Here is a 12,581-nt window from a genome sequence, read left to right as displayed (position 1 = left end):
GACCCAGACGTGGACGGACTCCGGGACCAACTGGTTCTCCGTGGCCGCATTCCGACAGCTCGGCGAGAACGCGAAGGCGTCACTGCGCACCGGTGACAGCGTGATCGTGACCGGTCGCCTGAAGATCATGGACGAAGGTGCTGCAGCGCGCGGGCGAGCACCCGGTCTTCGGCAACGGGTTCTCGAGCCCCTGGATCCCCGAAGACCCGGCCTTCGACGAGTGGATCACCGACCACGGCATCACCGTCTTCCATGCCCACAACATGTGGCTGGACGTGCTCCTCCAGCTCGGCGTCGTCGGTGTCATCCTGATGGCCGTCGCGTACGGCACGCTGCTGTGGCGCTCCTGGTTCTTCGCCGTCGACCGACCGCGCTGGGACCTCGACGGCGAGCGCCCCTTCTCCCCGCTCACCCTCCTGCCCAACCTGTTCACGGTGGTGCTGCTCGTGCAGGGCTTCTCCGAGTCGACGCCGATCATGCTGTGGGGCTGGCTGCTCCTGGTGCTGCTGTCTTTCAAACTCAAGTCGGTGCCGCTGGTCGGGGTCGGCGAACGCGACCTCCTGTTCGAACGCGGCGCTCAGCAGCGGCGGGTGCCGTGACGCCGGTGCGCCCGTTCGTCCGCCTGCTCGGATCGGTGGAGCTGGCCCGTGCGTTCACGCTCGCCGCGCTGACGGCGGTGTTCGGGTCGTACGCGATCCGGCAGATGACATCGGCCGTCACACTGGGGACGATCATCGCCGTGCTGTGCGTGCTGGGCGCTTCGATCCTCTGGGTACGCCGGGAGGAGCTCTCGCTGCTGCGCATCGCGCCGTCCTCTCTGCTGGCGTTCCTCGCATGGGCACTCGTGAGCGTCTTCTGGACGACCGACAAGTCCGACACGCTCTTCGGCTGGATGTCGCTGTTCGGCTATGCGTTCCTGGCCATCACGATCGGACACATCCGCGACACCCTCCAGACCGTCCGGGCGATCGGAGACACTCTCCGCGTGCTGCTGGCCGCCTCCCTCGCCGTGGAGATCCTCTCCGGCGTCCTGCTCGACCTGCCGTTCACATTCCTCGGCATCCAGGGCGATCTCGCGGCGGGGGGTCCGATCCAGGGCCTGTTCGGCAGTCGCAACATGCTCGGTTTCATCGCGGTCATCGCGCTGATCACTTTCGTCATCGAGTGGCGCACGCAGTCGGTGAACGCACCGCTCGCCGTGGTCTCGATCGGGCTGGCCGGGTTCCTGGCGTTGCTCTCCTCCTCGCCGACGGTCCTGGTCCTCGCCTGCGCCGTCGGCGTCGTCACCGTGGCGCTCACGATCGTCCGCCACGCCCCACCGGAGCGACGAGCGATCGTGCAGTGGATGCTCGCTGCGGTCGTGGCGCTCGCTCTCGCCGCGGCCTTTGCACTGCGCCACCAGATCATCGCCCTGCTCGACGCCGGGTCCGACTTCTCCCTGCGCGGCTCGCTCTGGAACACGATCCTCGACTTCGTCGCGGTCAAGCCGGTCCAGGGCTGGGGCTGGTTCGGCGACTGGGCCCGCGGCGAGTACCCGTTCACCTACATCAACTTCCAGCTCGACGACCGCCATCAGAGTGCGCTGAACGCCTTCTTCGATGTGCTCCTGCAGCTCGGTGCCGCTGGCCTGGTGGTCTTCCTTCTCCTGGGCGGTGTCGCCCTGATCCGCTCCTGGCTCGTCGCCAGCACGCGCCGCTCCGTGGTCTACGCCTGGACGCCCATCATTCTCGTCACGCTCGCGGTCGACTCGATGTTCGAGAGCTTCACCCTGGTGGGCGCGGGATGGTTCATGCTCGTTCTGTGCACACTGCGCGCCGGACAATCGCGGTCCTGGCGCGAGAACATCGACGCTGCCCACACGGGCGCGATCCCGACGCTGCGGCCGCAGAAGTAGCCGACGAGCCCGGTCAGAGCACCGAGGGCAGCTTCTGCGCCCAGACGATCGCGTCTCGGACCCCGTCATCCACGGAGCGCTCCGCGCGCCAATCGAGCACATCGGATGCGCGATCGACGACCGCGAAGGCGCCGGCCTGATCTCCAGGACGACGGGCAGTCTCGATGACGGGAAGAGTCTCACCAGTCACACGCTCGAACGCGGCGACGAGCTCACGGACGGTCACGCCCTCGCCGGTGCCGATGTTGACCACTTGATAGGGGTCGTCGAGCGTCGCGACCTCATCGAATCTCCGGACGGCCGCGACGTGCGCGAGCGCGAGGTCCCAGACGTGGATGTAGTCGCGGAGTCCGGAGCCGTCCCGCGTCGGCCAGTCCGTGCCAGTGATAGCGAACGGCTCGCCGGCGGCGCGGGCCTGCATGATCTTCCCGAGCGCATGCGAGGGCACGGGGTTCTGCAGCCCGGTGCGCATCTTCGGGTCGGCGCCGATCGGGTTGAAGTAGCGGAGAGCAATCGCCCGGAAGTCACCATTCGACGCGGCATCCTTCAGGATCTGCTCGACCATCGCTTTCGTCGTGGCGTACGGGCTGGAAGGGCCGAGCGGGCTGCCCTCGTCCGCTCCCTCACCGCTGTCCCCCGCGTAGACCGCGGCGGACGAGCTGAACACGATGCGAGCGATCCCCGCGTCGCGAAGATGCTGGAGCAGGACGATCGTCTTGCCCACGTTGGCGTCATAGTAGCCGAGGGGGTCGGCGACGGATTCCGGCACGACGATCCGTGCGGCGCAATGGACGACCGCGTCGATGTCGGGGTGATCTGCCAGAAGATGCGTCAGGACGTCCGGGTCGGCGATGTCGCCTTCGTAGAGGTCACGTCCCTCGCAGAACGCCCGAAGCCCCTTGGAGAGGTCGTCGAGGATGACCACGTCGATCCCCACCTCGATGCACGCGGTGGCGACCGTGGATCCGATGTATCCGGCGCCGCCGGTGATTAGTACCTTCATCGCAACCAGTCTAGCCATCACCGCTCCGCAGCCGAGGTGAGCCTCTCCGCGGATACGAAGGTGGCGGACGGTAGGCTACTCACTGCTCGTCATGTCCCGCATCGTCCCCGACGGTGGCCCGAGGCGCCGCAGCCCTCACACCCCTGAACTGCCCACCGATCTTCGAGGAGAAGGTATGACCGCGGCGCCCGCTGCATTCGATCCGAAAGCGGCGACGATCGTCGTCGTCACCTTCAACAGATCGCATCTGCTCACCGGACTCCTCACCAGCATCACGGCGATGGACCCGAAGCCCGGACGCGTCGTGATCATCGACAACGCCTCCTCCGACGACACGACCGACGTCGTCGAGTCGTTCCGCGACAGCATAGGCACCGAGATCGTCTACCGGCGCCTGGAGACGAACACGGGTGGCTCCGGCGGGTTCAGCGAGGGCATGCGCACCGCCTACGAGCTCGGCTCCGAGTGGATCTGGATGATGGACGACGACGTCGAGGTGCTCCCCGACGGACTCGCCAAGATGGGCAAGTGGGCCCCGCGCTTCAAGAGCATCCAGGGCCGGCGCTACGACTACGACGGCAGCGAGTTCTACTGGCAGTACCGCATCGCGGAGCGCATGGGTATTCCGATCCCGTTCGCCCCGTCCGGTTTCGACGACTCCGGATACAAGGAGATGAACAGCGGATGCTTCGAGGGCATGTTCATCCACCGCTCGATCGTGAAGCAGATCGGCCTGCCGGACCACCGCTTCTTCATCTACTGGGATGACCAGATGTACGGCTGGCTCGCCTCGCGCAAGACGACGGCCGTCATCGTCGACGAGTTCGTGCTGCGACGCACGCGCGAGATCAAGCAGTGGGACATGGGCATCCGCCACATGAATGCCTCCAGCAACGCCTACCGCTTCTACATCATGCGCAATCGCGCATACATCAAGAACTACTACCGCAGGCACGGCGTCTACAACCCGATCCTGTTCGGTCTCGGAACGTCGATGACGTTCGCGAAGGAAATCATCCGACTGGTCTTCGTGGAGCGCACCGTCCGCGGGACGAGCAACCTCTTCCGTGGCCTGCGGGAGGGCGGCAGACTCGGTCGCGACCGTTCCTGGCAGCCGATGGCCCCGCTGGAGGCATGATCCCATGAGCGAGCAGCAGCCGGACCTTCAGTGGGCACCCATCCCGCCCAAGCCGAGCAACCGTGGACGCATCTGGCTCATCATCGGTCTGATCGTCGCCTTCGTCGTCATCGTCGGGGTCCTGGTGTTCTTCCTCATCCCGCGTGGGGCGGCGCCGACGCCCGATCCCTCCGCGACCGCGACCTCGACCCCGTCGGCGACCCCCTCCTCGACGTCGACGCCGACACCGACGTCGACGCCGACCGCACCGTCGACACCGGATCCCACGCCGTCGACGGTGCCCTCACCTCCGCCGCCTGCCGATCCTGACGTCGCCGGCTTCCGGGATCAGATGTCGCCGCTGCTCGACGACGCCGAGACGGGACTGGGCTTCGTCGCCGACGCGAGCAGCTCTGACGAGGTCAGATCGATCGTCGAACAGCTCCAGATCGACGCGCAGCGGATGTCCGAAGCGGTCCCGCCGTCATCGATCGACGCGAAGTGGCGTGATGCCGTGAGCGCATACGGCGGCCGACTCGACGCGCTGCGCTCCGCCGGAACCGGCTCCGGGACGGCCCTCGACGCCGCCCGACGCAGCCTCGACGAGCTTCGCGGGGTCCTCGGCTCCTAGGCGGGATCAGCGCACGGAAGGCGCGGGCTGGCGACCCGACGAAGGACGCGGGCTAGCTGTTCTTCCCAGGGGCGTTGTGAACGGCTGAGGTAGCGAAGACCTCCGGGCAGGATGTGGGTTACCACACTCACATTCTGAACACGGAGGTCTTCGTGACACACGCTAACGCACCCTTGACGCCTGTCGGTCGGGCTCGTCTGGCCGCATTGATCAACATCGATGGTTGGTCTGTGCGGCGAGCTGCAGAGCGGTTCCAGGTGTCGCCAGCGACGGCATCGAGATGGGCGCGGCGAGCTCGCACGGGGGCGTCGATGACGGATCTTTCCTCGCGTCCTCATCACAGCCCAGCGCGCACCGCGCAGCGCCTCGAGCGGCGCATCATCGCGTTGCGATTCACGAGACGATGGGGCCCGCACCGCATCGGCTACCACCTGCGCGTGCCGCGCTCAACGATCGAGAGGGTGCTGCATCGGTTTCGGATGCCGATCCTGACGCACGTCGACCAGACCACCGGACTGCCGGTCCGACGCCCGAAGCCCGTCCGCTACGAACGAGAACACCCGGGTGATCTGGTGCATGTCGATATCAAGAAGCAAGGCCGCATCCCCGGCGGCGGCGGTCATCGCATGTTGGGCCGCACCATCGGGAACCGCAACAACAAGAAGGAAGGTCGCGGCTACGCCTTCTTGCATCACGCCGTCGACGACCACTCCCGACTCGCCTATTCCGAGATCCTCCGCGACGAACGCAAAGAAACAGCGTCAGCGTTCTGGGAACGCGCGAACGCGTTCTTCGAAGCCGCAGGGATCACCGTCCGAGAAGTGCTCACCGACAACGGCTCCTGCTATCGATCTCGCGCGTTCACGACAGCTCTCGGCCCCGACATCAAACACCGATTCACGAAGCCCTACCGCCCCCAGACGAACGGGAAAGTCGAACGCTTCAACCGCACCCTCGCCCAGGAATGGGCCTATGCCGAGACCTACCGCAGTGACGAAGCCCGAGCAGCGACCTACGACGCCTGGCTCCATCACTACAATCACCACAGACCCCACACCGGCATCGGCGGCCAAACACCCTCAGACCGCGTTCACAACCTCACGAGGAAGAACAACTAGCGAGCCGAGTACAACCGGGCGGCGAGCTCGGCCTTGCGCAGACCGAGCTCCTGCGCCCGGGCCGGGAAGTCGACGTTCCTCGTCGGCGCGGGGATCATGCCGGCGTCCGCGCCGTCGTCCTCGGCTGGCTCCCAGCTCGTCCATCCCGTGCCGAGCTCCTGGAGCGACGCGTGTTTGATGTCGTAGTACCCGGGTCGCGCGTCGACCACCGTGCCGCTCGCCCCGGCCGCTGCGGCCAGCAGGTGGAAGTGGAAGCGCGTCGTCAACCAGCGCTGCCCCTCGCGGGCGGGGAATCCCTCATCCCAGATCCGCATGAACGGGAAGAAGGGCGCCGAATCCGCCACGAACGGCGCCGCACGGCGGAAGTCCTCCGGCGGGATGCCCTCGACGAATCCGACCTCGCTCACGCTCTCCTGCGCTGACATGAACTGCTCGACCGAGCGCTCCAGACGCGCGTCCTGGCGGGTGTCCTCCACGTCTCCCTGGACGAGGACCATCGTGGCGGGCAGTCCCTCAGACGGCGCGTAGATCGGACGCTCGTTCGCGAAGGCGAGGAACGCGTCGTCGAGACCGTGGATCACGCCGAACGTCCGTGCGCTCTCGCCATCGCGTGCCTCGACGTAATCGAATTCACGCAGTCGGTCACGCAGCCAGTCGAACGTGGGCCCGTCGTGCGGGAGCAGTCCCTGACCCGTCGCGTAGATCGGTACGCCGTAGTCCTCCTTGAGCGTGACCATGGCTTCGACGACGCCGAAGCTCTCCGGCCAGATGGAGTTCATGTAGCCGCCGCCGAGGAGGTGGATCGACCCCATCCCGCGAAGGTCGCGGAGCCCGAGGTCGTACCGGGGGGATCCGAGATCGCGGATCAGAGCGCGCATCCGGGCGGCGGCCGCCTCATGGTCGTCGGACGGTCCGGTGTGGGTCGCATGCCAGAGCGTGTTCGTCGTCTTCAGACGTGGATGCGTGTTCCGGAACAGATGGGACGCACGACCAGGCTCGATGGTGTCGAGCCAGACCTCGCGATTCGGCTGATGCTCTGCCAGCCAGTCGAGCCAGGCGCGCGTGATGAACTCGTCGCCGAAGTTGGGCTGTCCCCCTGCCGAGACGAGATAGACAGGGGGTTGGGGCTGTCCGAAGATCTCGTCGCCGAAGCGACGGATCGTGCGTGCAGCGCGCGCAGGAAGAGACGACACCAGGAGCGCTCCTCTGGTCGGGAGGGGGGACGACGCGGCCGGGTGAGCGCGTCGTTGCTCCTTCCAGCCTATCGCCCGTGCTCGCTGCGCGCTCCGGGGCCTAGCGACCGCTGTCCGCGTTGTAGCGGTCGAGGACGGTGTCGATCGGACCGTCGAGAACCAGCTCGCCCTTGTCCAGGTAGAGCCCCCGCGAGCAGAAGCGGCGGAGGTCCCGCTCGTTGTGGGACACGAAGAAGAGCGTGCGCCCTTCCGCCAGCAGCTCGTCGATGCGCTGGTAGCACTTGTCGCGGAATCCCTTGTCGCCGACGGCCAGGACCTCGTCGACGAGCAGGATCGGCTCGTCGAGCTGGGAGACGACCGCGAACGCCAGGCGCACCTTCATGCCGTTGGAGAGGTGCTTGTAGGGGGTGTCCTCGAAACCCGCGAGTTCGGCGAAGGCGATGATCCCGTCGTAGCGACGGGAGACCTCGGCACGGGACATGCCGTGAAGCCCCGCCGTCAGCCGGACGTTCTCGCGCACGGTGAGATCACCCACGAACCCGCCGGTGATCTCGATGAGAGGGGCGACGCCGCCGTTCACCGTCACCGTGCCCTCGTCGGGAAGGAGCACCTTCGCGACGAGGCGCAGCAGCGTCGACTTTCCCTGCCCGTTGCGTCCGACGACACCGATCGCCTCTCCGGGCTTCACCACGAAGGAGACGTCCCGCAGCGGCCAGAACTCGTCGGGGCGGGAACGACGCGATGAGCCCGCGAAGAGGTCCTTGAGGCTCCTGCGCCCACGACGGTTGCGTCGGAATCTCACACCGAGCCCGTCGGCGGCGATCGCCACATCCGCTGTCACGTGTTCCCCCATCAGAGTTCCTTCAGCACCGTGCGCTCGAGCCGACGGAACACGAAGATGCCGAGTGCCAGGATGCCGAAGCTCATCGCGATGCCGATCAGGACGGGCTCGGTGCTCCACTGCTCGGGGAAGAATCCGACGCGGTAGAGCGTGAAGATGCCCGCCAGCGGGTTGAACGCTCCGATCACGTCGAAGGGCGCCGGCAGATCGGCCACGCCGTAGATGATCGGCGTGGCGTAGAACAGCGCACGGAGGATGAGCGCAGTCGTCCGCTCGAGGTCGGAGTAGAGCACGCACAGCGGTGCGACGAGGAGACCGAGCCCCACCAGGAGGACCGCCTGCATGACGACCGCGAGCGGGAACCAGAGCAGCCCCCAGCCGACGGGTGCCCCGGTGGCGACGGCGAACAGCACCAGGACGGGCAGCGAGAAGAGGAACTCGATGCCCTTGCTGAGGACGATCCGGTTGACCCAGATCGATCGCGGGATCGCGGTGGAGCGCACCAGGCGGGAGTCTTTGCGGAATGCACGGGTGAAGTCCGAGACCGAGGTGTTGAACCACACCCACGGCAGGAGCGCCGTGAGCAGGAAGACGATGTAGGGCTCCTCCCCCACCGTCCTGTGGAACACCACGGTGAACACGAACCAGTAGATCGCGCTCATCACCAGCGGATCGAGCACCGACCACACGTATCCGAGCATGCTCGTCGCATACCGGACCCGCAGATCCCGCGCCGAGAGCAGCCACAGCGAGTGCAGATAGCGCCGGGGCGTGCCGGGAGCCCCCACCGTCGAACCGCTCATCCTGCTCCTGTGTCCGAATTCTCGCGCTGGACGCCCTCCGGCGTCAGTCGCCGCTCTGCACGGCGTCGAAGAGCTGACGCCACCGGGCAGGTGAGGTGATCCTCGGCGCCCCCTCGGCGTACTCCGACGCGAGGTGCTTCCACTGACGAGCCAGTCGCAGGTGCAGCCTAATGCTCCGCCACAGGAATCGGTGCATCGTGGCGCGGTCGCGCTGGTACCACGCCACACCGATGCCGTCAGGAGACGTCACGAGAGCCGAGTCGATATCGGCGAATCGCCACCACGTGATGTCCTGCGCGGAGATGATGCGCTCCGGGTTCCGCCGACTGCCAGGCGCCTGCTTGATGAGGAGCTGGCGTGCGCCCACGCGCGCGGCGAGCATGATCGCCGCCACGGGGTTCGTGGGCTTCGACACGCCGCCCAGCAGGGCGACGGAGGATCGACGCACCGGCGGCAGCGTCGCGAAGTCCTCGACGACCTTCGAGTCGATGTAGCGGGTGCGCAGCTCCCGGATCTCGCCCTGCTTGCTCGGCAGCAGCTCGGGAAGCTGTGCCGGGCCGCGGAATACATCGTGGAGCGCCTCGTGCCGGAGACGGACGGCGGAGTACTGCAGCATGAACAGCAGCTTGATGTCGCCCAGGAACGAGTGCAGCGGCAGGTACCCGCCGTTGCGGACGTGGGAGTGGAGCAGTCCGGTCACCACGCGGTTGCGGTGGATGAAGTACTCCTCCCAGGTGCGCGTGGGGTCCTTGTCATGCCAGGCCATATGCCAGACGGCGACGCCGGGCAGGCAGACCGTCGGATATCCGTGGTCACGCGCCCGGAGTGAGAACTCGATGTCGTCGAACTTCAGGAACACCGGCAGGGAGAGTCCGATCTCCCGCAGGACGCGTGTGGGGATGAGGCACATCCACCAGCCGTTGAAGTCGGCGCCGAGGTGACGATGCAGCTCGGGTGTGGAGCGCAGCGGCTCTTCGGCGAAGTCGTGGTCGTACTCGCTCTCGCCCGACGGCCGCATCCACGACTTGCGCTGATCCCAGAGCTCGCCCTGCGTGTACAGCACGGAGCGATCGTCGAGGTGCAGCATCCCGCCGCCGACGATCGTGGGCACCGTGGCGAAGTCCGCGAAACGCACCGCGCGCACGATGGCCTCGGGTTCCGAGATCGCGTCGTCGTCGAGAAGCAGGACGTATTCGCTGTCGCCGTCGAGGGACTCGAGCATCGCGCGCGAGAATCCGCCGGATCCACCGAGGTTGGGCTGGCGGATGATCGCCAGCTTGTCGCCGAGGCGCGCTGCCGCTTCGGTGAAGCCCGGCTGGTCGCTGACGAGGTCCGTGCCCTGATCGACGACCACGACGCGGTCGAGCACCTCGTGCACGTGCTCGTTCTGACCCACCGCGATGATCTGGTTCAGGCAGTACGACGGACGGTTGAACGTCGTGATGCCGACGGTGGCCTTCCCCGGGGTCCAGTCCTCCGGTGCGACGACCTGCCACTCGGCGGAGACGAGCGTCGCGTCGGAGCTGCCGGCCGCGATATCGAACCAGTAGAAGCCGCCGTCGATGAACGACGTGACGGGGAGGTCGAACTCCACCGTCTCGTCGGTGAAGGTCTTGGAGGCGAGAGCCGAAGCGCGTCCTCGGGCACTGGACTTGTAGACCGAGATCAGACCGCGTCCTTCGACCGTCGCCACCAGACGCACGGAGCGGACGGTGGTGGAGTGCTGCCAGTCGCTGGCCGGGAAGGCGTTGAAGAACGTGCTCAGCGAGACGCGGCGGTGCGCGTAGACCTTGATGCTCCGACGGTTGACGATCTCATAGGCCTCGCCGGGCTGGGAACCGTCGCCGGACCCCGTGTCCACGTAGAGCGCGGAGACCTCGGCCACCCCTTCCGCGGGGAAGACGGTGTGGTTGACGGTGACGTAGTTCTTCTCGTTTTCGACCATTGTATCCCTCTCCTCAGGCGAGGTGGTTGTTCCACATCGACAGGGCGGAGCCGATGGCCATGTGCATGTCGAGGTACTGGTAGGTGCCGAGGCGTCCGCCGAAGTGGACATCCTCCTCGCCCTTGGTGAGTTCACGGTACGCCAGCAGACCGTCGCGATCGCTCTGGGTGTTCACCGGGTAGTAGGGCTCGTCCTCGCGCGTCGCGAAGCGCGAGAACTCGCGCATGATGACCGTCTTGTCGGTCGGGTAGCGATCGGCGCGCTCGGGGTGGAAGTGGCGGAACTCGTGGATCCGCGTGTAGGGCACTCCGGCGTCCGCATAGTTCATCACCGGGGTCCCCTGGAAGTCACCGGTCGCGAGGACCTCTTCCTCGAAGTCGAGCGTCCGCCAGGAGAGAGCGCCCTCCGAGTAGTCGAAGTAGCGGTCCACAGGTCCCGTGTAGACGATGGGCACCTGCCCGACGGTGGCCTTCTTGTTGAGCGGCTGCGTCTCGTCGAAGAAGTCGACGTTGAGCTTCACCTCGATGTTCGGGTGGTCGGCCATCCGCTCGATCCATGCCGTGTAGCCGTCGGTGGGAAGCCCCTCCCACGTGTCGTTGAAGTAGCGGTTGTCGTAGGTGTAGCGGACGGGGAGCCGGCTGATGATCTCGGCCGGGAGCTGCTTCGGGTCGGTCTGCCACTGCTTCGCGGTGTAGTCGCGGATGAACGCCTCGTACAGCGGGCGGCCGATGAGACCGATACCGCGCTCCTCGAGGTTCTGCGCCTGCTTCGCATCGAACTCGCCGGCGAGTTCGTGCACGAGCGCGCGCGCCTCGTCGGGCGAGTAGGCCGCGTTGAAGAACTGGTTGATGGTGCCCAGGTTGATCGGGAGCGGGAAGACGACGCCCTTGTGGTTCGTGTACACCCGGTGCACGTAGTTCGTGAAGGTGGTGAAGCGGTTGACGTACTCCCACACCGTCGGGTTCGACGTGTGGAACAGGTGCGCGCCGTAGCGGTGCACCTCGATCCCGGTCTCCGGTTCGTCTTCGCTGTACGCGTTGCCGCCGATGTGGTGGCGGCGGTCGATGACTGTGACCTTGCGTCCTGCTTGTGCGGCGCGTTCAGCGATGGTGAGGCCGAAGAAACCCGACCCGACGACGAGGAGATCCATATATGCAACTTTCCTGATGCTGACCGACGTGTGCGATGCGCGTGCGCCGCTACAGGCACGCATTCCCACATTTTAGCCGCCAGAGGTTGCGATCAAGCTGAGGGCTCGGCCACCTAGCCGGATTCGGCCAGGATTCGCTCGAGGAAAGGAGCCAGCGTGCGCGCGTAGGTTCCCGAGAGATGGTTGTCGTCGATGTACACCGCGACGTTGCCGATCGCCGCCTCGCAGAGGTCGGAGGGGCACAGCCAAGGGGTGAAGTCGACGACCGTGATCTCGTCGCGCAGCGCTTCCGCCGGGTTGACCTCCGACAGGACGTGCTCCCGAGGGACGGCGCAATCCAGGTCGGGATCGATAGCGCACTGGTACATGTTGAACGAGAACCGCGGGTTGTCCCGCACGCCGATCACGGGGATCCCCGCGAGACGCATCTCATGCACGGCCTCCTCGATCCCGTTCAGCAGACGTTCGGGCTGATCGGCGTCCGCTCGCGTCACCACGAGATACACGGCGTCCGGCGAGATCTCCTTCGCATAGTCGAAGGCCGCGCGCACCCACGTCTCGCACGAGGAGAGGGTTCCGCTGCGGGATTCCTCGGTGAAGCCCGCCGTGCATCCGCCCTCGAGCAGGGTGACCACCGCGAGGTCGCTCTCCTCGAAGAGCGCGTTCAGCGGCACCGAAAGCTGCTGCGCGTGCGAGTCGCCGATGACGAGGATGCGGTGCTCCGCGTTCTCGCCGCCGACGTTCTGATTGCACGACGTGCGGAGGATCTCCGCCTTCGGAGCGAGGACGCCTTCGCACGCGGGGCCGACAGCCGCCCATTCGTCGTCCAGAGCCGTCGGCAGCGGGATCAGAGGTCGCTCGCCACCGGCGATGTCGATCGCGGCCT

The 12,581-nt window shown here is 66.5% G+C and carries 12 protein-coding genes and 1 pseudogene; 6 read left to right on the top strand and 7 right to left on the bottom strand.

The window, feature by feature from the left end:
* The 3 genes and pseudogenes from KZA10_RS18650 to KZA10_RS01490 form a co-directional block, all read left to right on the top strand.
* Positions 1-115: pseudogene (locus KZA10_RS18650) on the top strand (single-stranded DNA-binding protein); the annotation flags it as partial.
* A 22-nt stretch (positions 116-137) separates the two neighbouring features.
* Positions 138-599: an O-antigen ligase family protein gene (locus KZA10_RS01495; RefSeq protein WP_308289568.1), complete on the top strand. Its 462-nt coding sequence runs from the start codon at positions 138-140 to the stop codon at positions 597-599.
* Positions 596-1,894 (top strand): O-antigen ligase, encoded by a 1,299-nt coding sequence (locus KZA10_RS01490; RefSeq protein WP_218681985.1) that lies wholly within the window; start codon positions 596-598, stop codon positions 1,892-1,894. Before KZA10_RS01495 ends, KZA10_RS01490 begins: the two co-directional genes overlap by 4 nt.
* A 13-nt stretch (positions 1,895-1,907) precedes the next feature.
* Here KZA10_RS01490 and galE read toward each other — a convergent pair whose 3' ends face one another.
* A complete protein-coding gene (gene galE / locus KZA10_RS01485; protein ID WP_218681984.1) occupies positions 1,908-2,897 on the bottom strand; it encodes a UDP-glucose 4-epimerase GalE in 990 nt (329 codons plus the stop codon).
* 175 nt (positions 2,898-3,072) lie between these two features.
* On the opposite strand from galE, the gene KZA10_RS01480 reads away from it, so the two are divergent.
* The 3 genes from KZA10_RS01480 to KZA10_RS01470 all read left to right on the top strand — a co-directional run bounded on the left by KZA10_RS01480 (position 3,073) and on the right by KZA10_RS01470 (position 5,763).
* Positions 3,073-4,035, top strand: coding sequence for a glycosyltransferase family 2 protein (locus KZA10_RS01480; RefSeq protein WP_218681983.1), 963 nt, complete (start codon positions 3,073-3,075; stop codon positions 4,033-4,035).
* A gap of 4 nt (positions 4,036-4,039) precedes the next feature.
* On the top strand, positions 4,040-4,645 hold the full coding sequence (locus tag KZA10_RS01475; protein WP_218681982.1) for a hypothetical protein: 606 nt from the start codon (positions 4,040-4,042) through the stop codon (positions 4,643-4,645).
* A gap of 152 nt (positions 4,646-4,797) precedes the next feature.
* Positions 4,798-5,763, top strand: a complete 966-nt coding sequence (locus tag KZA10_RS01470; protein ID WP_218681981.1) for an IS481 family transposase — start codon at positions 4,798-4,800, stop codon at positions 5,761-5,763.
* On the opposite strand, the gene KZA10_RS01465 is transcribed toward KZA10_RS01470, so the two are convergent.
* The 6 genes from KZA10_RS01465 to KZA10_RS01440 form a co-directional block, all read right to left on the bottom strand.
* Complete coding sequence (locus tag KZA10_RS01465) at positions 5,760-6,956, bottom strand: polysaccharide pyruvyl transferase family protein (RefSeq protein ID WP_218681980.1); 1,197 nt, start codon at positions 6,954-6,956, stop codon at positions 5,760-5,762. The genes KZA10_RS01470 and KZA10_RS01465 overlap by 4 nt on opposite strands.
* Positions 6,957-7,056: 100 nt before the next feature.
* A complete protein-coding gene (locus KZA10_RS01460; RefSeq protein WP_218681979.1) occupies positions 7,057-7,809 on the bottom strand; it encodes an ABC transporter ATP-binding protein in 753 nt (250 codons plus the stop codon).
* Positions 7,809-8,600, bottom strand: coding sequence for an ABC transporter permease (locus tag KZA10_RS01455; RefSeq protein ID WP_105670200.1), 792 nt, complete (start codon positions 8,598-8,600; stop codon positions 7,809-7,811). The genes KZA10_RS01460 and KZA10_RS01455 overlap by 1 nt, the downstream gene beginning before the upstream one ends.
* 43 nt (positions 8,601-8,643) lie before the next feature.
* Entirely contained in the window at positions 8,644-10,545 is a 1,902-nt protein-coding gene (locus KZA10_RS01450; protein WP_218681978.1) for a glycosyltransferase, read from the bottom strand.
* Between the two features lie 13 nt (positions 10,546-10,558).
* Entirely contained in the window at positions 10,559-11,695 is a 1,137-nt protein-coding gene (gene glf, locus KZA10_RS01445; protein ID WP_218681977.1) for a UDP-galactopyranose mutase, read from the bottom strand.
* Positions 11,696-11,808: 113 nt separating this feature from the next.
* Positions 11,809-12,581: SGNH hydrolase domain-containing protein (locus KZA10_RS01440; RefSeq protein WP_306300776.1), on the bottom strand; the 773-nt coding region annotated here is incomplete at its 5' end.

This window comes from Microbacterium sp. BF1, from assembly GCF_019279095.1.
Lineage (GTDB): Bacteria > Actinomycetota > Actinomycetes > Actinomycetales > Microbacteriaceae > Microbacterium > Microbacterium maritypicum.
Note: the sequence above shows the minus strand (reverse complement) of the source record. Positions and strands in the feature narration are given on the sequence as shown.